General features: G+C 64.0%; 18 protein-coding genes. 8 read left to right on the top strand and 10 right to left on the bottom strand.

Annotated features, from left to right (window positions below; genetic code table 11):
* Positions 1–213 precede the first annotated feature (213 nt).
* Together AC57B6_RS31385 and AC57B6_RS31380 are read left to right on the top strand one after the other, a co-directional pair.
* Positions 214–792, top strand: coding sequence for a superoxide dismutase (locus tag AC57B6_RS31385; protein WP_028197930.1), 579 nt, complete (start codon positions 214–216; stop codon positions 790–792).
* Between the two features lie 709 nt (positions 793–1,501).
* Positions 1,502–3,910: a tetratricopeptide repeat protein gene (locus AC57B6_RS31380; RefSeq protein WP_496422784.1), complete on the top strand. Its 2,409-nt coding sequence runs from the start codon at positions 1,502–1,504 to the stop codon at positions 3,908–3,910.
* Here the strand turns inward: AC57B6_RS31380 and AC57B6_RS31375 are convergent.
* Together AC57B6_RS31375 and AC57B6_RS31370 are read right to left on the bottom strand one after the other, a co-directional pair.
* Positions 3,894–4,079, bottom strand: a complete 186-nt coding sequence (locus AC57B6_RS31375) for a hypothetical protein (protein ID WP_028197929.1) — start codon at positions 4,077–4,079, stop codon at positions 3,894–3,896. The genes AC57B6_RS31380 and AC57B6_RS31375 overlap by 17 nt on opposite strands.
* 231 nt (positions 4,080–4,310) lie before the next feature.
* Entirely contained in the window at positions 4,311–4,589 is a 279-nt protein-coding gene (locus AC57B6_RS31370; protein ID WP_028197928.1) for a hypothetical protein, read from the bottom strand.
* Between the two features lie 413 nt (positions 4,590–5,002).
* Between AC57B6_RS31370 and AC57B6_RS31365 the strand changes: the two genes are divergently transcribed.
* Entirely contained in the window at positions 5,003–5,563 is a 561-nt protein-coding gene (locus AC57B6_RS31365; RefSeq protein ID WP_028197927.1) for a glycine zipper family protein, read from the top strand.
* Positions 5,564–5,849: 286 nt separating this feature from the next.
* Complete coding sequence (locus AC57B6_RS31360) at positions 5,850–7,604, top strand: PQQ-binding-like beta-propeller repeat protein (RefSeq protein WP_496422783.1); 1,755 nt, start codon at positions 5,850–5,852, stop codon at positions 7,602–7,604.
* Positions 7,605–7,663: 59 nt separating this feature from the next.
* Here AC57B6_RS31360 and AC57B6_RS31355 read toward each other — a convergent pair whose 3' ends face one another.
* Complete coding sequence (locus AC57B6_RS31355) at positions 7,664–9,109, bottom strand: NYN domain-containing protein (protein WP_496422782.1); 1,446 nt, start codon at positions 9,107–9,109, stop codon at positions 7,664–7,666.
* A gap of 70 nt (positions 9,110–9,179) precedes the next feature.
* Positions 9,180–9,806 (bottom strand): ATP-dependent Clp endopeptidase proteolytic subunit ClpP, encoded by a 627-nt coding sequence (clpP, locus tag AC57B6_RS31350; protein WP_028197924.1) that lies wholly within the window; start codon positions 9,804–9,806, stop codon positions 9,180–9,182.
* Positions 9,807–10,021: 215 nt separating this feature from the next.
* Between clpP and AC57B6_RS31345 the strand changes: the two genes are divergently transcribed.
* Positions 10,022–10,996 (top strand): sigma-70 family RNA polymerase sigma factor, encoded by a 975-nt coding sequence (locus AC57B6_RS31345; RefSeq protein WP_046567928.1) that lies wholly within the window; start codon positions 10,022–10,024, stop codon positions 10,994–10,996.
* Here the strand turns inward: AC57B6_RS31345 and AC57B6_RS31340 are convergent.
* The 3 genes from AC57B6_RS31340 to AC57B6_RS31330 form a co-directional block, all read right to left on the bottom strand.
* A complete protein-coding gene (locus AC57B6_RS31340) occupies positions 10,952–12,226 on the bottom strand; it encodes an EAL domain-containing protein (protein ID WP_028197922.1) in 1,275 nt (424 codons plus the stop codon). The two genes, AC57B6_RS31345 and AC57B6_RS31340, sit on opposite strands and share 45 nt — an antisense overlap.
* Before the next feature lie 312 nt (positions 12,227–12,538).
* Entirely contained in the window at positions 12,539–14,002 is a 1,464-nt protein-coding gene (gene mdtD / locus AC57B6_RS31335) for a multidrug transporter subunit MdtD (protein WP_030101126.1), read from the bottom strand.
* 97 nt (positions 14,003–14,099) lie between these two features.
* Positions 14,100–15,527 (bottom strand): aminotransferase-like domain-containing protein, encoded by a 1,428-nt coding sequence (locus tag AC57B6_RS31330; RefSeq protein WP_028197920.1) that lies wholly within the window; start codon positions 15,525–15,527, stop codon positions 14,100–14,102.
* A gap of 179 nt (positions 15,528–15,706) precedes the next feature.
* Here AC57B6_RS31330 and AC57B6_RS31325 point away from each other — a divergent pair, with 179 nt between their 5' ends.
* Positions 15,707–16,012 carry a DUF2917 domain-containing protein gene (locus tag AC57B6_RS31325; protein ID WP_144192449.1) on the top strand — a complete coding sequence of 102 codons (306 nt, stop codon included), beginning with the start codon at positions 15,707–15,709 and terminating at the stop codon, positions 16,010–16,012.
* A gap of 77 nt (positions 16,013–16,089) precedes the next feature.
* Here the strand turns inward: AC57B6_RS31325 and AC57B6_RS31320 are convergent, their stop codons facing one another.
* A complete protein-coding gene (locus AC57B6_RS31320; protein WP_496422781.1) occupies positions 16,090–17,325 on the bottom strand; it encodes a citrate synthase in 1,236 nt (411 codons plus the stop codon).
* A 125-nt stretch (positions 17,326–17,450) separates the two neighbouring features.
* Between AC57B6_RS31320 and AC57B6_RS31315 the strand changes: the two genes are divergently transcribed.
* Positions 17,451–18,842 carry a CoA transferase gene (locus tag AC57B6_RS31315; RefSeq protein WP_496422780.1) on the top strand — a complete coding sequence of 464 codons (1,392 nt, stop codon included), beginning with the start codon at positions 17,451–17,453 and terminating at the stop codon, positions 18,840–18,842.
* An 85-nt stretch (positions 18,843–18,927) separates the two neighbouring features.
* On the opposite strand, the gene AC57B6_RS31310 is transcribed toward AC57B6_RS31315, so the two are convergent.
* The gene (locus AC57B6_RS31310) at positions 18,928–19,674 is read right to left on the bottom strand and encodes a GntR family transcriptional regulator (protein WP_028197916.1); all 747 of its coding nucleotides are present in this window, start codon (positions 19,672–19,674) and stop codon (positions 18,928–18,930) included.
* Positions 19,675–19,890: 216 nt separating this feature from the next.
* On the opposite strand from AC57B6_RS31310, the gene AC57B6_RS31305 reads away from it, so the two are divergent.
* Positions 19,891–20,736 carry an aldo/keto reductase gene (locus AC57B6_RS31305; RefSeq protein WP_496422779.1) on the top strand — a complete coding sequence of 282 codons (846 nt, stop codon included), beginning with the start codon at positions 19,891–19,893 and terminating at the stop codon, positions 20,734–20,736.
* Positions 20,737–20,848: 112 nt separating this feature from the next.
* Here the strand turns inward: AC57B6_RS31305 and AC57B6_RS31300 are convergent, their stop codons facing one another.
* Positions 20,849–21,331, bottom strand: coding sequence for a hypothetical protein (locus AC57B6_RS31300; RefSeq protein ID WP_496422778.1), 483 nt, complete (start codon positions 21,329–21,331; stop codon positions 20,849–20,851).
* Positions 21,332–21,604 lie beyond the last annotated feature (273 nt).

The raw sequence follows: 21,604 nt of genomic DNA, 5'->3' as shown, positions 1-21,604 counted from the left end.
CCGGCAGCCGTCCGAGGCGTCTTTTCGACATCCGCATGCGGCGGGCACAACTCGTGCGAAGGCACGAATTACGCTATGTGTGCGGCAAGTTCGCCGATGCCGGACATAAAGTCCGTTGGTTTGCGGGGTTATTCCAACTCGCCTACAATCGAGTGCTCAATAGCGTTATCCCGCAGACTCCCCCACAACAGATACAGACTGAAGGAAAGCACCATGGAACATACGCTCCCGCCGCTGCCGTTTGCCAGAAACGCACTCGTTCCGCACATGTCGGAAGAGACGCTCGACTATCACTACGGCAAGCACCATCAGACCTATGTGACTAACCTGAACAATCTGATCAAGGGCACGGAGTTCGAGAACCTGTCGCTCGAAGAGATCGTCAAGAAGGCATCGGGCGGCATCTTCAACAACGCTGCTCAAGTGTGGAACCACACGTTCTTCTGGAACAGCCTGTCGCCGCAAGGCGGCGGTGCGCCGACCGGCGCACTGGCTGACGCGATCAACGCCAAGTGGGGTTCGTTCGACAAGTTCAAGGAAGAATTCGCCAAGACCGCAGTCGGCACGTTCGGCTCGGGCTGGGCATGGCTGGTGAAGAAGGCCGACGGTTCGCTCGACCTGGTGTCGACGAGCAACGCCGCTACGCCGCTGACCACGGATGCGAAGGCGCTCCTGACGATCGACGTGTGGGAACACGCGTACTACATCGACTACCGCAATCTGCGTCCGAAGTTCGTTGAAGCGTACTGGAACATCGTCAACTGGGAATTCGCGTCGAAGAATTTCGCGTGAGATTGCCGGTTGCAGCGTGACGAGATAGTTCGGATTTCCAGGTAAGTTGCAAATCCGGATTGATCGCTGCGATCAAGTCTGAAAAAGTAGTAAAACAGAAAGCCCTCCTTCGCGAGGGCTTTCTGTTTTTTGGGCGCTTCGCAAGTTGGTGCGGCCAGTTGCTGGTCGAATCACCGGCCAAGTAAATACATTGAATCCGATAGAGCGGATTCGCGCATTTCATGCTGTCTGTCGTATTCGCACGTCGAATGTTTACCGATTTACGTCCATTGTTACTGTCGAATTACTGAAGATTTCTTTCGGCTGGAAAGTTTCGTCGGCATTCCGAATTGAGGATGCGGTCTTGTCGAAAGCTCCCGGTCTCACCATCGAAAGACTCGTCCTCTCCGCCCTCATCCTCTGAGCATAGCGAGCGCCGTACCGGGTATGCCCGGCACGCCTGCCATGCATGCTTACAGCCCCGCGCCGCCGAGGTTTCCACGACGTTCCGCCGTTGCGCCGGCCCCGGCGTCAATGCATTGCAACATGTTTCTGACGGTGAGCACCGGTAAACATCGGTAAGAACTGGCTCGTTATCGTTCGCTGACGTTTATCCCCCGTCGCGCAGCCAGCGGGCTGTCCCGCGCGACGGCATCACATCGACGTGATGCGGACGAAAGGTCCGGGTCGACGTGAGATCGACGACGAAATAGCAGTTCATCCGCGGGGCATGATGGAAACCACTCAGATTCTGGAACGCGCGACGGCACATCATCTCGCGGGTGAGTTCGGCCATGCGCGCGCGCTGTACGAAGCCGCACTCGCGATTGCGCCCGACGACGCGAACGTGATGCTCCGTCTCGGTGTGCTCGACATGCAAGGTGGCGCGTACGACGCCGCGCTCGCCTGGCTCGATAGGGCGCTGACGCGTGCGCCTGACAACGCGCGATATCACTTCGTTCGCGGACAAGTCTTTGCCGCGGCCCAGCGGTTCGCCGAGGCGATCGACGCCTATCTGCAAGCGTTGTCATTCGACGCCAATTCCACCGACACACTGTTCGCGCTCGCTGCGGCGTTGCAATCGGCCGGTGAAGATGCGGCCGCGATCGAGACCTACGAATCGTTGCTGGCGCTCGAGCCGAACCACATCGACGCGCTTAACAACCTGGGCAACTGCTACCGGCAGCAGGGCGGCGCGAAGGCGGCCGAAGCCGCATACCGCCGCGCGATCACAGCGCAACCCGGCGATGCCAACGCCCTGACGAATCTCGGCACGCTGCTCGAGGCGGCCGGCCGTCTGGACGAAGCCGTGACCCTGCTCGAAGCGGCGGTGCGCGCGGCGCCCGATTCGCCGTGCGGCCTCGTGAACCTGGGTGTCGCGCTGCACCGGCGCGGCGAGTTCGAGTCGAGTGCCGTGTTGCTGGCACGTGCGTTCGCGTTGGACCCCGCGTTCCCCGAAGCCGCATACAACCTGGGCAACGCGCTGCATGCGCTAGGCCGGCGGCGCGAAGCGGTGCTTGCCTATCGGCGCGCGATCGAGCAGGCGCCTGCTCACGCCGATGCGTACAACAATCTGGGTATCGTCTACCAGGAGTCGGGCGCGCGCGAGGAGGCGGCGCAGGCGTTCGACGCGGCGATTCGCCTGCGCCCCGGTTTTGTGGCCGCGCTCAACAATGCCGCTACGCTGATGCGCACGCTTGGCCGCTTTGCCGAAGCGGAATCTCATTTGCACGAGGCGCTTATCGTCGACCCGCACTACGCCGTCACGCACAACAACCTGGGCAACGTGCTCAAGGACCAGGGGCGCCTCGACAACGGCATCGACTGTTATCGCCGCGCGCTCGCGTGCGATCCATCGAACGTCGTTGCGCACAGCAACCTCGCTTATGCGTTGACCTTTCAGGCAGAGCAACCCCAGCCGCTGCTGGACGAATGCCGCCGATGGTCCGCACAGCACGAGGCGCCTTATCGCGACACGCATGAACCGCATTCGAACGATGCGACAGCGTCGCGCCGCCTGCGTATCGGCTACGTGTCGCCGGATTTCCGTGAACACTGCCAGACGCTGTTCACGCTGCCGCTTCTGTCGCATCACGACCACGCTCAGTTCGAGGTGTTCTGTTATGCGAGCGTCACGCGGCCGGACGACCAGACGCAGCGCCTGGCCCGTCATGCCGACGTATGGCGCGACGTACGCGAACTCGACGACGAGCGGCTTGCACGGGTGATTCGGGACGACGGCATCGACATTCTGGTCGACCTGACCATGCACATGGCGGACGGCCGTCCGCTGCTGTTCGCGCGCAAACCAGCGCCGGTGCAGATTGCGTGGCTGGCTTATCCGGGGACTACCGGCATCGAGGCAATCGACTATCGGCTGACCGACTCATGGCTCGACCCGGCCGGCACGGATGCACAGTACAGCGAACAGTCGATCCGTCTGCCGGATTCGTTCTGGTGCTATGACCCGTTGACCGATACGCCGCAGGTCAACGCGTTACCCGCGTTATCGAACGGCTATCCGACCTTCGGCTGCCTGAATAACCCGTGCAAGCTGAGCGACGCGACGTTCAGACTGTGGGGCGGCGTGATGCGCGAGGTGACGGAGGCCCGGCTCCTGCTGATGGCCCCGGATGGCGCGGCCCGTGCGAGTCTGCTCGAGCGGCTCGGACGCCATGGGATAAGCGCGGAGCGGGTTTCTTTTACGCCGTTCCGGCCACGCGCGGACTATCTGCGCACGTATCACCAGATCGATGTCGGGCTCGACACGTTTCCGTACAACGGCCATACGACGAGCCTTGACTCGTACTGGATGGGCATTCCTGTCGTTACTCGGGTCGGCGGCACGTCGGTGGGTCGCGCGGGGTTGAGCCAGCTGGAAAATCTGGGTCTGCGCGAACTCGCGGCGGATAGCGACGCACGGTTTGTCGAGACCGCGGTTCAGTTGGTGCGCGATCTGCCGCGGCTGGGCGAGATGCGGGTAAACCTGCGGGCGCGGCTCGCTGCTTCGCCGTTGATGGACGGCGCGCGTTTTGCGCACCACGTCGAGGCCGTTTATCGCGGCGCCTGGCTGGCGTGGTGCGAGCAGGTTCACGGGAGAGCGTCCGTTAGAGGCGAGCGCGCTACCGCTGCGCACTGATGCGCGAACGTCCGCCCGCCGCGCCCAATCCCAGGCGCAAACGGTTGCCGCCGACGGAGCTTTGCGAGGTCATGTCGGTCACGTCGGCAATGGTCCCCAACTGCCGTTCCAACGGACTCGCCACGCTGTTGGCGACGGGGCGGTCGATAAAGGGACGCGAAGGGTTCATCAGCGATCGTCAGCGCGACAACAGGCGGGGAGGGTATGACGATGCCGGGGAAGGGCTTCGATTGATGGGTTACGGATGTTTTTCCGGCGGTTACCCGGCATTGGGGCGGGAAACAACTGTCAGGTCGGAGTCTGCCGGGCTGGCGCCGAGTGCAAGCTTTGTCACAGTTGGTAACTGCGGTGAGCCCGGCGGATCCGTGTCCAACTCGGATTCAGAGCGTGCGGACATCCATCAAGGTTGCGTGGAAGCGGCCCCGGTCGAATCGGAATCCGTCGACATCTGCCGATGCCGGTGACCGCGGCCGCCGCCGGTGGATGCAACCGTGCTTGCCGGCGCGGGCGGCGGCGGCGGGTGATTCATGTACTGAAAATTCTGCGCGATCGAGGCACTGGGAAATGTCGTGGTCGGCGCGACGAGCACACTGCTCGTCAGCGGCGCGTCCGACTGCGCGAAGGCGGGCGATATGCAACCGGCGCAAGCCGCCGCTACTACGAAAACAAGCCGGTTCATCGAGTGATCCTCTTTCTCTAATGCATGGATTGACGCGGCACGAGCCATGGGTGAGCGCATGTTTGGCGGGGTTGCCGTGCGATTCGCGGCGGCATGCTTCGACGGTCCGATCGCGCGACGCAGGTGCCACGCTGGTGTCGGCCAGTTTAGGCCGGATGGTGTGAAATCAGGTTGCCGTCACGCTTACAAGCATTACCTCATATGACGTCGCCGGAGCGGCGAGCGAGCCGTCATTCCCGCACGGTGGCATAGTGCGCAGGCCATGCCGCGGGCCGAAGTTCGGGTCGACGTCCGGGGCGACGTCCAGGTCAAAGTCCGAATGTAAGCGAAAAACTTTCTGTAACGATCTGGTAACCAAGGACGGTAGCGATTGGCCTAACGTTTAAATTCCAACGTCCTTGAAGCGTACCAACATGATCTCCAGTACCAAGTCGATAAGCATCGCCATACCTGCCGCGGCCGTCGCGCTTGCGCTCGGTGGTTGCGCGGTGATGCCGCCGAGCGGTCCGAGCGTGGTTGCCCTGCCGCGCAGCGGCGAGCCGCTCGGCCAGTTCCAGCAGGACGACTATGCATGCCGCGACTACGCGAGTCGCTCGACGGATCCGAACGGCACCGCGTCGCAGGCGGCAACCACGAACAGCGTGAACAGCGCGGCGATCGGCACGCTCGGCGGCGCGGCGGTCGGCGCACTGATCGGCGCGGCGGCGGGCAATGCCGGGGCGGGCGCGGCGATCGGCGCCGGCAGCGGGCTGTTGCTCGGCGGCGCGAACGGCGCGAATAGCGCCCAGTATTCGGCCGCGGGTTTGCAGGCCCGCTACGACGCCTCCTACGCGCAGTGCATGACCTCGAAAGGCAACACGATCTCGCAGCCGCCGCAGCCGGCCTATTACGCGCCGCAGCCGTACTACTACGCGCCGCCGCCGAGATATGTCGCGCCGCCCCCGGTGATATACGCGCCTTATCCTTACTACTGAGGTCGGCTGCCTCGCTTAACCGGGGCGAAGTGTTTGCGCCGGGTACCAGGCAAGCTTGTTGCTGTAAAGCTTTTGTCATGTCTGGCGGAAAGACACGACACCATGGCGGCTCAGCGCCTGGCAAACGGCGTAGGTTTGGATCGAGGGCTGGGTCGCCGCTATCCGGCGGTGCCGCGCAGCCCGCGAATGCCACTCCGCCCCTGCCGACAGACGCCGTTTCTGACTTCGCCGCGCGACGTAGCCTGAACATTGGGAGTCGGCCGGGCATCGTGCAAGCGAGGCGACCATGCAGCGACCGCGAACCGGCACGTTCAGTCCGAGTGTAGTGTCCCGGGTGTGTGAGTGGCTGGCGATTGCATTCGTTGTCGTCTTCTTTCTTTCATGCGGTGGTGGCTCAGGAAGCGGGTCGGGCACGCTCTCGGGTTCGGGCGCCGGCAGCGGCACCAATGGCGGCGGCTCGACAACAGGCGGCAGCACGAGTGGGACCGGCTCAACCGGCTCAGCCGGTTCAGGCGGCATGCCCTCGGGCACGACGGCCTACGCGACCGACGTGCTGATGCATCACAACGATCTCGCTCGCACTGGCCAGATGCTTGCCGAGACGACCCTCACGCTCGCGAACGTCAATTCGGCGAGCTTCGGCAAAATCGCGTTTCTTCCCGCGGACGGCAAGGTTGACGCGCAGCCGCTCTTCGTCACCAGTCTGTCGATCGGCGGCACCCCCCACGACGTGGTCTACGTGGCGACCGAACACGACAGCGTGTACGCCTATGACGCTACGACCTTCGCGCAATTGTGGAAAGTTTCGCTGATGGGCAACGGCGAAACACCCAGCGATGACTTTAGTTGTCCGGACTTCACACCGGAAATCGGCATTACATCGACACCGGTGATCGACCGCAATCGCGGCCCGAACGGCGTCCTTTATGCCGTGGCGATGACCAAAGACAGCAGCGGTGCATACCATCACCGCCTGCATGCACTCGACCTGACGACTGGCGCCGACATGCTGGGCGGTCCGACCGAGATCGCGGCGACCTACCCTGGCAACGGCGCGGGCAGCGTCAACGGCGTGATTACTTTCAATCCGGCACAGCATACCGAGCGCGCGGCGCTCACGCTGGTTGGCGGCAACCTCTATATGGGCTGGACCTCGCATTGCATGGCGGGTGCGTATACCGGCTGGCTGATGGCCTATAGCGCCGACACGCTGCGGCAGACCAGCGTCCTCAATATCACGCCGAATGGCAGTCAGGGATCGATCTGGATGGCCGGGTCGGGGATGGCGTCGGACGGCACCTCGGTTTACGTCGTGGACGGCAACGGCACGTTCGGCACCACGCTCAACGCGCAGGGCTTTCCGGTCGACGGTGACTTCGGCAACTCGCTGATGAAGCTATCGACGGGCAATCTGCAGGTCACCGATTACTTCGCGATGGATAACGTCGTGGCCGAGGCAAACGCCGACAACGATTTCGGTTCGGGCGGTGTGATGCTGTTACCGGATCAGACGACCGCGAGCGGCGTCGTCAAGCATCTGGCGGTGGCGGCGGGCAAGGACAATCTGATCTATGTCGTCGATCGCGACTCGATGGGCAAGTTCAGTCCGACCGCGAACAACATCTGGCAGGTGTTGACCGGCACGCTTGCCGGCGGCATCTGGGGATCGCCGGCTTATTACGCCGGCGTGGTGTACTACGGCGGCTGGAACGACAACCTGAAAGCGTTGCCGGTATCGGGTGCGTATCTCGCCACCACCGCCGCATCGAAGAGCGCTACGACCTTTGCCTATCCTGGCGCGACACCGGCCGTGTCGGCCAACGGCACCAGCAACGGCATCGTCTGGGCGGCGGAAAACGGCACGACGGGCGCCTTGCACGCGTACAACGCAAGCAATCTCGCGAACGAGTTGTACAACAGCAATCAGGCCGGCACGCGCGACCAATGGGGAGCGGGCAACAAGTTCATCACGCCGATGATCGCGCGCGGCAAAGTGTATGTCGGCGCGACCAACGGAGTGGCGGTGTTCGGTTTGCTGTAGGCGGCGTTGCGGCGCTCGCATTGCGTGAGTGCCAGTCCATGTCACGCAATGCGAGGGGCTTATTCCGCGTCGCTCGTTGCCGCTGTCTTGCGTGGCCGGCGACTGCGCGGAGCCGCTTTGCGCGCTGCCTTTTTGGCAGCGGCAGGCGGTTTTTCTTCGGCGACAGACGCGGCCGGTGCTTCGGCAGGCGCGGCGATTTCCGGCACTTCGTCGATCGTTCGCGGGCTTGCCTTCTTCGTTTTCTTCGCGGCCGTCTTGCGCGGTGCGCGTTCCTTGCGGCGCTTCGGTTGAGCGCCGTTCGCTTCCTGCGCTTCTTCCACGGCCGGCGCGACGGGTTCCGCTGCGAAGGCCTCCGGTTCTGCCCAGGCGGCTTCTGGCCGCTCGAAAACGGCATCGTCGGCCAACGGCGCAGGCGCGTGCATTGCCTGTTCTTCCGCGGGACCTCGCGCGCGGCTGCCGCGCTCGAACGTCGCGCGTTCTTCGTGCGCCGTTTCCTGCTGGCCACGACCCGCCTTGCGATTGCCACGGGTTCTGCGGCGCGACTCGTGTTTGTTGCCCGATTCGCCCACTACGGTGTCGGCGAATTGGGCCTCAACGACCTGTTCCACCGATTCACCCGATTCACCCGCTCCGGGCGGCTCGGTCACGTTCTCAACGACCACGTTCGCAGCCGTGCCCCGGTAAACGTACGCACCCGACTTCTCATCGCGGCCGAACTCGAGCAGTCCGCGCGCCTGTGCCTCTTCCAGCAGATTGCCGAACGCGCGGAACCCGTAGTACGTCTCGTTGAAATCCGGCTTGCGGCGCTTGATCGCGTTCTTCAGCACCGAGGCCCAGATCTTGCCGCTGTCGCCACGTTCGGACGCGAGCGCGTCGAACGTTTGCACCGCGATCTCGACCGCCTTGGTGCGGCGCTTTTCGAGGTCTTCCTTGTTGCGCGACTTTTCTTCGTCGGGCGCGCGTTTGGCAGTCTGCTGCGCGGCCTGCTGTGGGCGCGACGATTCCCGTTTGGCGACCGTGCGCTGACTTTCGCGCACGAGGTCGTCGTAAAAGAAGAACTCGTCGCAGTTGGCGATCAGCAGATCGGAGGTGGATTGCTGCACGCCGACGCCGATCACCTGCTTGTTGTTCTCGCGCAGCTTCGACACCAGCGGCGAGAAGTCCGAGTCGCCGCTGATGATCACGAACGTGTTGACATGCGATTTCGTATAGCAGAGGTCGAGCGCGTCGACTACGAGCCGGATGTCGGCTGAATTCTTGCCTGACTGGCGCAAGTGCGGAATCTCGATCAACTCGAAATTGGCCTCGTGCATAGCGCCTTTGAAGCTCTTGTAGCGGTCCCAGTCGCAATACGCTTTCTTCACGACAATGCTGCCCTTGAGCAACAGACGTTCGAGCACCAGCTTGATGTCGAACTTGTCGTACTTCGCGTCGCGCACACCGAGCGCCACGTTTTCGAAGTCGCAAAATAGCGCCATGCTGACGGTTTCGTTGGATGACGCCATGAATATCTCCATTGAAGCGATCGTCGAATTCGACGAATCGCGACCATGATAGCGATTCCGGCGCCGGCGATCAGCTTTTGTGTTGCGCGCGTGTTTCCAGCACCTCGTCGACGAGGCCATACGCTTTGGCGTCGTGGGCGGACATGAAGTTGTCGCGGTCGGTGTCGCGGACGATATCTTCGATGCTGCGCCCGGTGCACTCGGCCATCATCGCGTTGAGGCGTTGGCGTTGGTAGAGCACCTCTCTCGCCTGGATTTCGACGTCCGCGGCGGTGCCCTGGCTGCCGCCGGACGGCTGGTGAATCATGATGCGCGCGTTCGGCAGCGCGAAGCGTTTGCCGCGTTGTCCGGCGGTCAGCAAAAACGTTCCCATGCTGGCGGCAAAGCCGGTGCACAAGGTCGACACTTCGGGCTTGATGAATTGCATCGTGTCGTAGATGGCGAGGCCGTCGTACACTGAGCCGCCCGGCGAGTTGATGTAAAAGGAAATATCCTTGTCGGGATTCTCGGATTCCAGGAACAGCAATTGGGCGACGATCAGACTCGCCGACTGTTCATTCACCGGGCCGACCAGAAAGACGATCCGTTCGCGTAGCAGACGCGAATAAATGTCATAGGCGCGCTCGCCGCGGCCGGACTGTTCGATCACGGTGGGCACGAGGCCGAGGCCGGTGATGGCAGGATAGCTGGAATGCATGTTTACCTCGTTTGGGACGGTAAGTAGGTTGCCGGCAGCAGCAAGCGGCACGGTGCGTTGACCGATTCGAACCGCCACGCGCCGTTTGCGCGGGTTGTTGTCCGTATGACGAGGGGGAGGGCGGCCGTGTGACGGGAATATTTTTTCGCCGGCCTGTCACATCGGCGAGGGCTCGGGCGTCAAGCTGGAAAGGATGCAGATCTGGAGGTGTACGCATGACGGAACAGGCAATCGACAAGGCATCCCGTTTCGAGGCGGCGCGCGCCCGCCTGGTCGCGCTGGCGTACCGGATGCTCGGCAGCCGCGCCGACGCGGAAGACGTGGTGCAGGACGTCTGGCTCAAATGGCATCTCGCCGATACGAGCGAGGTGCGGGCACCGGCCGCCTGGCTCACCACGATCACCACGCGCGCGGCCATCGATCGGTTGCGCCACGTTCAGCGCGAACGCGCGTCGCGGCCTGCGGGCTGGTTGCCGGAGCCCTGGCTTGACGAGGTGGCGCCATCGGCGGAGGACCTGGTCTTGCGTGCGGCGCAGATGTCGTACGGTGTGATGCTGCTGCTCGAGCGTTTGAAGCCCGACGAGCGGGCAGCATTCGTGCTGCACGAGGCTTTCGATTGCGACTACGCGGAGATTGCGAAAATCCTCGAGCGCACGCCGGCCGCTTGCCGTCAGATGGTCCACCGGGCCAAAGCGCGTTTGCAGCGTGAGGGCGAGCCGCTTGGACGGCCCGATCCCGCCGCGCACGCGCGGGTCGTCGAGCGCTTGCGCGCCGCGCTGGAGGCACAGGATCGGGTGGGTTTGCTGCAACTCTTTAGCGACGCGCCGGAAGTCGTCAGCGACGCGCCGGTGTGCACGCAGGAACGGGCCCCTGTGGGCTGGGGGGATACGGTGATAGCGCTCGCGCAGCGGGCGAGCCATGCAGAGACGGTGTCAGTGGAAGGCGCAATGGGTATTGCGCTGCTCTTCGCAGGCGAGGTCGTCGGTGTCATCGACGTGTCCACGCGGATTCTTGCGGACGGCTCGGTCAAAATCGTCGCGTTGCGCGCCGTCACCCGCGCGGCGCGGTTGCAGGCAGTCAATCGCGTGCTGGGACGCGCGGCCATCGCGAAGCTGCTCGCGCGAATCCAGCACCACGCTGCCGTGTCAATTACGATGCGCAGCGACTTCCCAGTTGATATCGACGCATAGCACCTGGGTGCCGTGCGGCGTATGCGCGGCGATCGAAGCCGTCACGCACAGGTGCGCTTCGTTGATCGACAGGTAAGGCGGCGTGAGGTGCACCTGATCGGGCACGCGCATGGCCTGAATGAAATACGGCCGGCGTTCCCAACTCGCGCCTTCCGAATGCAGCAAGGGCCGGAAGCGCTTCGCGCGTTGCGAAGTACGGCCCGGCGGCAGTACGTTGTCGCCGATTTGCCGCCCGGAGCCGTCGAGCACGAAGCAGCGTGCCGTTTCACCGAGCGCGAGCAACGGCGCGCTCGCCTCGGTAACCGATTCGCCGGCCACGAGTTGGGCGGCCGCCGTTTCCAGTGCCTTGACGTAAGGCGCGAGCCGCGTGGACTGTGCGCGTTCGCGCGCGGCAACCCGCTCGCGCAGCGCTGCGGAGAGCGAGTCCATCAGACCGGCCGCCGCTTGCGGTTTCACCGGCTCGACGCTCGGGCCCGCGAAGAACGCGCCCTGTACGAAATCGACGTTGCATTCGAGCGCAATCAGCGCATCGCGCTCGGTGCTCAGGCCGCCCATCAGTACGAGTTGACCGGATTCGTGCAGCAGCGAGACGAGGCCCGGCAGCACGCGTTCGATATGCGAGTGCTCGCTTGCCTGCGCGAGGATGCAGCGGTCGAGCGTGACGATGTCCGGGCGCAGATTCCACACGCGATCGATGTTCGAATGCTTCGCGCCAAAGCCGTCCAGCGCGATCAGGAAACCGGATTTGCGCAACGCGTCGATGATCTCGGCGAAGCGCGTGGTTTCGCCACCCGCCTGCTCGGATACTTCCAGCACCACCCGTTGCGGCGGCAAGCCCAGCGCCTTGAGGCCGGCGAGCAGCGCGTCGCCGTAACTGGTGTCCATCAACGCCGCCGGGTGCAGGCTGAGGAAAAGCCATTCGTCGTGACTGTCGAATGCGTTGAAATTGCCCAGATGCAGCGATTCGGCGAGCCGTCCCAGTTCCAGCAGGTCGCCGCGCCGTGCCGCCTGCGTGAAAACCTCGTGCGAAGGCACTTGCAGCGCATGTTCGTCGTGCGCGCGCAATGAAGCGTGATAACCGATCGCGCGCCGGTGCGACACCGAGAAAACCGGCTGGAACACGCTGAAGACGGTGTAGCCGCCGTACAGAACGGTGCGCCGGGAGCCTTCGTCGCCGGCCATCGGGCGCGGTGGCTGGAAACCGGGAGGATCGAGTTCGATCATGCTCATCATGTCAGTCGTGTCTGGAAGTGGCGGCGCGCCTGCATGCTCGGCACGAGTCCGCACGCGCAAATTGAGAGTTTACAGGATAGGCGAGCAAGAACTATGCGCACGCGGAAACATGCTGCGCGCGCCCGGTTACCACGGCCGGTACGCCGATTGTGCGCCAGCGCGGCCGTGAAAGCGACGCTTCGCACATCGGTGGTGCGATACGCGCCCCGTTGCGGGTCGGTGGCGGGTAACGGTCAACGGCAGCAAGTCAAAGGCAGTAAGTCAACGACAGTAAGTCCACCGCAGCAACACCGCCGCCCGCAGCAAAACTCAGGTCCGCTCTGAGGGATCGGTCTTTTTCGCGGGCGTGCGGATGTCCGGCGACAGTTGCGCGAAGATCCACGACGAGCCCGCGGTGATGATGCCGACACACAGGAACGTCGCATGGAACGCGGGCAGCGAGTTGGCGGCCGTCACGCGCGGCAGGAGGCCGGTGAAGGTCGCGAGCAAGGCGCCGGCGACTGTCACGCCGAGACTCATCGACAGCATTTGCACCAGCGAGAACAGGCTGTTGCCGCTGCTCGCGCCGCCGGTGCCGAGGTCCTTGAGCGTTAGCGTGTTCATGGCGGTGAACTGCATCGAATTGACGCCGCCGAAGAACGCCAGTTGCACGAGCCGCAGCCACAGCGGCTGGCCGGCGCTGGTCAGCGCGAAGCTCGCCATGGTCAGGCCCACCAGCACCGTGTTGACGATCAGCACGCGCCGGTAGCTGTATCTGACGATCAGTGTCGTGACGAGGCGCTTGGCCGCCATGCCCGCGGCCGCTACCGGCAGCATCATCATGCCGGCCTCGAAGGCGCTATAACCGAGACTCACCTGCAATAGCAGCGGGATCAGATACGGCATCGCGCCGCTGCCGATCCGCGCGAACAGATTGCCGAGCAGCCCGACGCTGAAGGTGTGGATCTTGAACAGGTCGAGCGAGAAAATCGGTTCAGGTTCGCGCACCGCGTGCAAACCATAGGCGACGAAGCAGGCGAGGCTCAGGATCAGCAGCACCAGCACGGTGGCGTGCTGAATACCAAACTCGGTGCGGCCGTCGAGCGCGAACGAAATCGCGACCATGCCGAAGATCAGCAGCAGATAGCCTTTCAGATCGAACTTGCCGGTGTGCTCGTTGCGGCTATCCGGCATGAAGATGAAGGTGGCGATGCAACCCACGATCCCCACCGGCACGTTGATCAGAAAAATCCAGTGCCACGAAGCGATCTTCACAAGCCAGCCGCCGAGCGTCGGCCCGATCAGCGGCCCGATCAGCCCCGGGATCGCCACGAACGACAAAGCCGGCAAGTAGCGCTCCGCCGGGAAGGTGCGCAGCACCGCGAGCCGGCCAACCGGCAGCAACATCGCCCCACCCACGCCTTGCACGATGCGGTAGATCACCAGTTGATTCAGGGTATGCGCGTTCGCGCACAGCAGCGAGCCGACCGCGAACACGAGGATCGCGCTGAAAAACACGCGCCGCGTGCCGAGTTTGTCGGCGAGCCAGCCGGACACCGGGATCATCACCGCCATGGTCAACGAATACGCGATCACCACCGATTGCATGCGCAACGGCAACTCGCCCAGGCTCGTCGCCATCGCGGGGAGCGCGGTATTGACGATGGTCGAATCGAGCGTCTGCATGAAGAAGCCGGTGGCGACCAGCCACAGCATCACCGTGAGCGAGCGGGCCGAAGGTGCCGGCGTGGCCGGGGCGGAAGAGGAGGCGGGCAGGGTCGGCGGCGTGGACATGGAGGGCGGCAGGGCGCGCAGGGACGGACTGGGGAGTCGCTATTCTAGGGAAAAGCGGGACCCGGCGCAGCGAATAAGCACCAGCTACGATGACGGCTCAAGCCGCTCGTGCCACAGCCGGCAACGCCACGGCAGCATGGAAAAATGCCTGCGCGCGCGGCTCGTTGCCGAACGCCGCGTGAATTCTGATCCACGGGCTGACTGCGGTATTCGGCCGGAAATAGCTGCCGGGAATCACGGTCACACCGAGCGGCGCGGCACATGCCACGAACCTTTCGGAGTTGTCGACGTGCGGTACGCGTGCCCAGACGAATTTGCCGCCGACGGGCTTTTCGAACAACTCCCAGCCGGCATCTTCGAGCGTCTGGATGGTCGATCCGAGCGCGTCGCGCATACGGCGGCGCAGACGCTCCAGATACTTGCGGTACGCGCCGCGCTCCAGCAGCGACACCGCCACCGCTTCGGCAAAACGCGACCCGCCAATGCTCGTCAGCATCTTGATGTCGACCAGATCCTTGATGATCGCGTGGCTTGCCACCACACAGCCGATGCGCAACGAAGACGACAGCGTCTTCGACAGGCCGCCCACGTAGATCACGTGCTCGAGCTGGTCGAGGGTCGCGAGGCGGTCGGTGACGTCGCTCTGGAAGTCGGCGTAGATGTCGTCTTCGATGATCTTGAAGCCGTGTTCGCGCGCCAGTTGCAGCAGCCGGAACGCGACCGGCGGCGCGACCGTGGTGCCGGTCGGATTGTGGAACACCGTGTTGATGAACATCAGCTTCGGCCGGTGCAATTGCAACTGTGCCTGCAATACGTCGAGATCGGGGCCGTTGTGGGTGCGTGGAATGCCGATCAGCTTCACGCCGTGCAGCTTCAGCAGACCGTAAAGATTGTAGTAACCAGGGTCTTCGACCAATACCGTGTCACCGGCTTTGAGCATGTAGCGCATCAGCAGATCGAGCGCCTGGCTCGCGCCGTTCGTGATCAGAATCTGCGAGGCGTCTGCCTGAATTCCCAACTGGCCGATGCGGCTTTGCAGATGTTCACGCAAGGTCAGATTGCCGAGCGGGGTCGCGTAGTCGACCATGCTTGCGGCGTCGGTGCGCGATACGTGGCGGATCGCCTGCGCGAGGCTATCCATGTCGCGCCACGCGTCGGGGATGAAGCCGCTGCAGAGCTTGAGCGTTTCACCCGGATGATTGAACTGCTGCAGAAGGTGCCCCGATTCGTCCTCGGCGCGGCGCGGGTCCGAGGTGCCCTGGCACTGCGTGCTGGCCGGCTGGCGCTCGGAGACATAGAAGCCCGAGCCGTGGCGCGAGTCGACGTAGCCAAGCGACACCAGCCGGTCGTAAGCCTCGATCACGGGGAAACGGCTAACGGCGTAGTCGGCGGCAAACTGGCGGATCGACGGCAGCTTGGCGCCCGGGTGAACCGTGCGCGAGCGGATCCAGGCGGTGACGCCAGCGACGATCTGTTCGGTGAGCGGCACGCCGCTGTCCCGATCGAGTTGGATTTCGAGTTTCATGGTTCTTTCCTTCAACGGATAGCGGGGCCGCCGCGCGCTCTTCTGAAGCGTGTTTACCCTAACTGTCCGTTTTTTCGACTGAACAGTTCCGATGAAAGTGTTCGGAACTGTGCATGGGTATCTGATGATCGCACGTCAATAATCCATACAACAGGAAAGTTCTTCGAAGGAGAAAAGCGATGCGTGAAGTCCGTATTTTCGAAATGGAACATGACGAGCCCGCGGCGGCCTGGCGTGTCGCGCGTCCGTCGACCTTCAAGGCGATCTCGGGCGAGATCTGGCTGACCGTCGAAGGTGAACATCACGATCACTGGCTGGCAACGGGGCAATCGATCGAGTTGCCGCGCGGCGCGGTGGCGTGGGTCAGCGCCGGGCGGGCCGGTGCGCGCTTCGCGTTGGCCAGCGGGTCGGAACACCTCGCCATGCGGTCGCTGCGCGGGTTGCCGGGCTTGAACTGGCTGCCGCGTTGGCTGGGTGTGGCGTAACGCGGGGCCATGGCTGCCTGCACTGCTGCGGCTGAGGCAAGCACGGATTACGTGTTGCGTCCGCTCAAGGCCGCGGCTCAGGCGGTTGCATCAACCTCCCCGATATAGCGCGCGCGTGGCCGGATCAACCGGCCGTCGCGCGTCTGTTCGATTGCATGGGCAATCCAGCCGACCACCCGGCCGAGCGCAAACAGCGTGAATGCGGCGCCGGCTGGCAGACCAAGTACCCGTTCGATCGCGGCCAGGGCAAAGTCGACGTTCGGCTCTACGCCGGTCGTGTCGCGCACCGCGCGCGCGAGCTTTTCTACTTCGGCTAATGGCGAGCGGGCCGGTGCGCAGTCGGCAAGCATCCCGAGCAGCAGACGTGCGCGCGGATCGCCTTGCGGATACAGCAGATGACCGAAGCCCGACAGCACCGGCCGATGCATGCTCTGTTCGTGGTGCGCAAGCCGGTTCGCCAGATAGCGATGCAGATCCGGCGCGCGCGACGCTTCGTCGAAAAGCGCGGCAATCCTCACTGTCTCGCCACCATGCCGCGGCCCGGCCAACGCGGCCAGACCGCCGGCCACCGCGCCGAACAGGTGCGTTCCCGTCGACGTGATGCAGCGAACCGTGAAGGTCGACGCGTTCAGTTCATGATCGGCGCATGCCACCAGCGCCGCGCGCAGCAGCCCGGCCTGCTGACGGTTGCGCACGTTCCACGCCGAAGCCAATTGCCGGTGCAGCGGTTCGTTCGACGGCGTCGCCGAGACCATTGCCGCCGCCAGCAAACGCATGACCGAGCACGCGGTATCGAGTTGCGCATCGCGGCCGAGCGCCCATACCCGCGGCATTTGCGCTGCGGCGGCCGGCAGCAGCACGAGCGCGCGGTCGAGTGGCGTGCTGTCGCTCCAGAGCTTGAGCCACGCCGCCCACTGAGCGGTGGCGAACGGCACGGCCGGCGCCTCGGCGATACGCCTCGCACTGCATTCCCACAACAGCGCCGCGACCTCTTCCAGTGACGTCGTGCGTGCCAGTTCCATCGCGTCATGTCCGCGATAGAGCAGGCGCCCCTCGGCCACCAGCGTGATAGACGATTCGAGCACCGGCACGCCCCAGTCCAGCACCTTTTGCGCGACCTTGCCGGCACGCTTGCCGTCTTCCTTGCGCCGCGCGAGCCGCCGCACTTCGCCGGCATCGTAGAGCCGGCGCTTGCCTTGCGCATCGGGCGACGAACTTAGCATGCCGCGGCTGACATACGCGTACAGGGTAGGCAGGCTGATGCCGAGTTCGGCGGCGGCGTCGGCAGCGGTCAGAGTAGGGGCGAGTGGCATGGAAACGCGTGGAAACCGAAGAAATCAATATATATTGATTATCATAATCAAGATTGATTGCGGCAAGGCGGAATTCTAGACTCGGTTCACTTTCTTTCTGTTCCAACCTGAATGAGATGAACGCCATGACGCCTGACCTTGCGCTCAAACATATCTGGACGACGGCGGGATGCGACCCGACTGCATTGAAATCCGTGTCGCTTGCCGGTACCGATCCGGAGCTGCCGTCGGTCTATCGGGTCGGCACGCTGGCCTCGGCGACCATCGCCGCCGCGGGTCTTGCCGCGGCTGAATACTGGCGCTTGCGCACGGGGCATCGGCAACACGTTGCGGTTGAGATGCGGCGCGCGCTGGCCTCGTTTCGCAGCGAGCGCTATCTGCGCATCGACGACGGGCCGCCGCCTGCTTTGCGCGATCCGGTGATGGGCTTCTATGCGACGCGTGACGACCGCTGGATTCAACTGCACACCAACTTTCCGCATCATCTTGCCGGGGTATTGCAGGTGCTCGGTTGCGCGAACGATCGCGCGGCAGTGGCCGAGGCCATTCGCGGCTGGGATGGCGCGACGCTCGACCAGACGCTCGCCGACGCCGGCTTGTGCGCCGCCTTGATTCGCTCACCCGACGAATGGGCCGCGCTCGATCAGGCAAAAGCGATTGCGAGGCTGCCGCTGTTCGAGATCGAGCGCATTGGCGACGCACCCGTCGAACCGCCGCGCCGAGACGGTGCGCGGCGGCCGCTGGCGGACGTGCGGGTGCTGGATCTGTCGCGCATCATTGCCGGGCCGGTGGCGGGACGCGCGCTCGCGCAACATGGCGCGGACGTGTTGATGATCAACGGTCCGCACTTGCCGAACATTGCGCCGCTGGTGATCGACAACGGACGCGGCAAGCGTTCGGCCGTCGTCGATCTGCGCGATGACGCAGGGCGGGAAACCTTGCGTGGCCTCGCTGGCGGCGCCGACGTGTTTTTGCAGGCGTATCGGCCAGGCGCCCTGGCGGCGCACGGGTTTGGACCCGAGGAACTGGCGCGGATACGGCCGGGGATCGTCTATGTTTCGGTTTGCGCTTATGGGCATACGGGACCATGGGCCGGGCGGCGTGGCTTCGATAGCCTGGTGCAGTCAGCGAGTGGAATTGCCGTGACTGAGCGCGACGCGGCGGGATGGACCGACCCGAAGCATTTGCCCTGTCAGGCGCTGGATCACGCGACGGGCTATCTGGCCGCTTTCGGCGCGATGGCCGCATTGGCGCGGCGCGCCACCGAAGGCGGAAGCTGGCACGTGCGGGTGTCGCTCGCGCAGACCGGACGGTGGCTGCAGTCGTTTGGATTGTTGCCGGACGGCTGGAAAGCGCCCGATGTTGCGATCGACGACGTGCGGGATTGCCTTGCGACCGTTGAGTCCGAGTTTGGGCGTGTTCTCGGCGTGATGCCGGCCGAGCGGCTGGATGAGACGCCCGCCGGTTTCGCGTTGCCGCCGTCCCGGATCGGGGCGCACGAGGCGAAATGGATGTGAAGACGGCTTGGCGGCCCGGCACTGGCATTTACCCGCACAGCGCCTGGCCGCAGGCGCCGCGAAAAATCGCCGCGTGGGCGGAAAACTACTTCCTCAACTCCGCCACGAAATCATAGTAATCGTTGCGGCAGTAGGTATCGGTCAGCTCGATCGCGCGCTGATCCGCCGTGTACCCGACGCGAGTAATCAGCAACAGCGCTTCGTTATTCGCAATGCTCATTTGCTGCGCGATCTCTTCATTCGCGTTCACCGCGCGAAAATGCTGCAGCGCGCGCACGATCGTCAGTCCGCGACTTTCCAGGTACGAGTACAACGACTCGCCAATTGCCTGAGGATCGGGAATCACCGCAGCCGGGAACGTGGAGTTTTCCACGGCCATCACGATGCCGTCGGCGAGGCGCAAGCGGCGCAGGCGCGTCACGGCTGCTGCCGGAGACAAGCCCAGTTGAATCACTTCATCGCGATTGGCCGGCGAAATTTCCCGCGACAGCCATTTCGAACTCGGTGTAAAACCGCGCCGCCGCAGCATTTCGCTGAAGCTCGACAGACGCGACAGCGGATCTTCGTAGCGTGGCGTGATGAAGCTGCCGGCACCCTGGGTGCGCCGGATCAATCCCTGTTCGACCAGCAGGGCGATGGCTTTGCGCGACGTGATCCGCGACACGCCGAGCGCTTCGGACAGCACGCGCTCGGAGGGCAGCGCCTCGCCCGCGTTCCAACGGTTTTCGTGAATCGCAGTGCCGAGCTTGCGCGCGAGTTGCAGATACAGCGGCGTGTCGTTTTCCGGGTCCGGGCGCAGATCGCGCCAGCGGTCTTCCGAGGCAGAGGTCATGGGGCTCACGCAAGAAGGGCAAGCGGCAATTCTATGACATCGGCGCGCTCCGTTATAGCGGGCTTTTGCCGGAGGCCCGATCCGATGCCCGGGCAAGCGCTAAACTCGTCCCTATGATGTCCGTACCGTCCGCCTGCGCCGCCGCGGCGGCTGCCGCGCGTTGGCTTCCGTCCGCCTGACCATTTTCTGCCACTTTAGCCACATCGAGGAGAAAGCATGACGACCGATATCGCAAGCGTAAGCCTGCCCGACGGCGAGCGCATTCCGAAACTGGGGCAGGGCACCTGGGAGATGGGCGAACAGCCGGCACGCCGCGCTTCGGAAATCGCCGCGCTGCGCTGCGGCATCGAATTGGGCATGACGCTGATCGATACGGCGGAGATGTATGGCGACGGCGCGACCGAATCGCTCCTGAGTGAGGCGCTGGCGGGGCTGCGCGACCAGGTATTTCTCGTCAGCAAGGTGTATCCGCATAACGCCAGCCGGCGCGGTGTGATCGCGGCCTGCGAACAGAGCCTGAAGCGTTTGAAGACGGATCGGCTCGATCTGTATCTGTTGCACTGGCGCGGCTCGGTGCCGCTCGCGGAAACCGTCGAAGGATTCGAAGCGTTGCGCCGCGCGGGCAAGATTCGCCACTGGGGCGTCAGCAATTTCGACACCGACGACATGGAAGAACTGGTCGCCGCGCCGGGCGGCGACGCATGCGCGACCAATCAGATTCTCTACAACGTCGCGCGTCGCGGAGCCGAATTCGACCTGTTGCCGTGGCTCGCCGCGCGTAGCATGCCGGCTATGGCATACAGCCCGGTCGATCACGCGCGTCTGCCGAAGCGCTCGCCGCTCGACGACATTGCCGACACGCGCGGTGTTTCGATATTTCAGGTGGCGCTGGCGTGGGTATTGCAAAAACCCGGCGTGTTCGCCATTCCTAAAGCAGGCCGCGTCGAGCATGTGCGCGACAACCATCGGGCTTCTCAACTGCAACTCCACGCTGACGAACTCGCCGCCATCGACACGTATTTCAAACCGCCACGCAGCAAGCGGCCGCTCGAAATGTTGTAAGCGCCGCGGCGGTCCGGGGTCGCCCCGCTTCAGACTTTAGCGAATCGCGGCCAGCCGCGAAGTTGCCGCGCGCGGCGCCTCGCAGTGGCTCGCTGCGGCGGCCCTACGCCGACTAATTGCAGCTGTGATGCAGGTGCACGGAACCCAGAACAGCGACTTCAGCGGGCGTATGCCTGAGCGAATCTTCGTTGACCTGGGCGGCGTCGGCGATGAATTCGTCGACGATCGACGACACCGACGTATTGTTCAAACACAGCGATACCCGCTGCGTTTCGTTGGGTGGCAGCGACGCGCGCTGGCCGAGGAACAGCACCCCGTATTGATAGCCGTGGATGATGCCGCGGATCGCGCCGACGCATTGGCCTTGCGCGACGTTGTCGTTTTTCCGTTTGCAGGTTTGTGCGAGTGAATAGGCGGAGAAGCTCGGGTCGACCGGCGGGGCGGCTTGCGACAGAGTTTGTGGTTGCGGCCCGGCTGATGGGGCAGGGGTTTGAGCCGGGGTTTGAGCATAAGCGAGCGATGCGAGGCCGAGAGCGGTGATCATCAGCAGGCCGGCGGCCGTGCGCGCCATCGCGTGGGGGACGTTTCGTTGCATGTTGTGGTGCCCTCATATCGAACGTTGAATCTGATATGAGGCAATCGCTTCGGTTTGGTTCCGGTCATGCGCGACGCGATCGATTGGCTGGGCTTTAAACGCCTGCAGGAGCACGCTGGTCAGCTTGCCGGAGGTGCGCCATGGTTCGTGCGGGAGCCCGCTTGCCCGCGAGTGTCGTCGATTCAAACCGGCCTCGGGCGGTGACGCTCGACCGGGGGATCGAGACATCACCGCCGTTGCCGGGGGACTGCGGGCGGGATACGGAGGGTCGTC

Source organism: Paraburkholderia sp. BGA-UO-ETr-F12, assembly GCF_059567945.1.
This window is presented reverse-complemented; position numbering and strand designations above follow the sequence as displayed.

Bases quoted from the DNA above. Each gene is read 5' to 3' on its own strand.
- AC57B6_RS31385 (WP_028197930.1), top strand. From the start codon at position 214: ATGGAACATACGCTCCCGCCGCTGCCGTTTGCCAGAAACGCACTCGTT.
- AC57B6_RS31380 (WP_496422784.1), top strand. From the start codon at position 1,502: ATGATGGAAACCACTCAGATTCTGGAACGCGCGACGGCACATCATCTC.
- AC57B6_RS31375 (WP_028197929.1), bottom strand. From the start codon at position 4,079: ATGAACCCTTCGCGTCCCTTTATCGACCGCCCCGTCGCCAACAGCGTG.
- AC57B6_RS31370 (WP_028197928.1), bottom strand. From the start codon at position 4,589: ATGAACCGGCTTGTTTTCGTAGTAGCGGCGGCTTGCGCCGGTTGCATA.
- AC57B6_RS31365 (WP_028197927.1), top strand. From the start codon at position 5,003: ATGATCTCCAGTACCAAGTCGATAAGCATCGCCATACCTGCCGCGGCC.
- AC57B6_RS31360 (WP_496422783.1), top strand. From the start codon at position 5,850: ATGCAGCGACCGCGAACCGGCACGTTCAGTCCGAGTGTAGTGTCCCGG.
- AC57B6_RS31355 (WP_496422782.1), bottom strand. From the start codon at position 9,109: ATGGCGTCATCCAACGAAACCGTCAGCATGGCGCTATTTTGCGACTTC.
- clpP (WP_028197924.1), bottom strand. From the start codon at position 9,806: ATGCATTCCAGCTATCCTGCCATCACCGGCCTCGGCCTCGTGCCCACC.
- AC57B6_RS31345 (WP_046567928.1), top strand. From the start codon at position 10,022: ATGACGGAACAGGCAATCGACAAGGCATCCCGTTTCGAGGCGGCGCGC.
- AC57B6_RS31340 (WP_028197922.1), bottom strand. From the start codon at position 12,226: ATGAGCATGATCGAACTCGATCCTCCCGGTTTCCAGCCACCGCGCCCG.
- mdtD (WP_030101126.1), bottom strand. From the start codon at position 14,002: ATGTCCACGCCGCCGACCCTGCCCGCCTCCTCTTCCGCCCCGGCCACG.
- AC57B6_RS31330 (WP_028197920.1), bottom strand. From the start codon at position 15,527: ATGAAACTCGAAATCCAACTCGATCGGGACAGCGGCGTGCCGCTCACC.
- AC57B6_RS31325 (WP_144192449.1), top strand. From the start codon at position 15,707: ATGCGTGAAGTCCGTATTTTCGAAATGGAACATGACGAGCCCGCGGCG.
- AC57B6_RS31320 (WP_496422781.1), bottom strand. From the start codon at position 17,325: ATGCCACTCGCCCCTACTCTGACCGCTGCCGACGCCGCCGCCGAACTC.
- AC57B6_RS31315 (WP_496422780.1), top strand. From the start codon at position 17,451: ATGACGCCTGACCTTGCGCTCAAACATATCTGGACGACGGCGGGATGC.
- AC57B6_RS31310 (WP_028197916.1), bottom strand. From the start codon at position 19,674: ATGACCTCTGCCTCGGAAGACCGCTGGCGCGATCTGCGCCCGGACCCG.
- AC57B6_RS31305 (WP_496422779.1), top strand. From the start codon at position 19,891: ATGACGACCGATATCGCAAGCGTAAGCCTGCCCGACGGCGAGCGCATT.
- AC57B6_RS31300 (WP_496422778.1), bottom strand. From the start codon at position 21,331: ATGCAACGAAACGTCCCCCACGCGATGGCGCGCACGGCCGCCGGCCTG.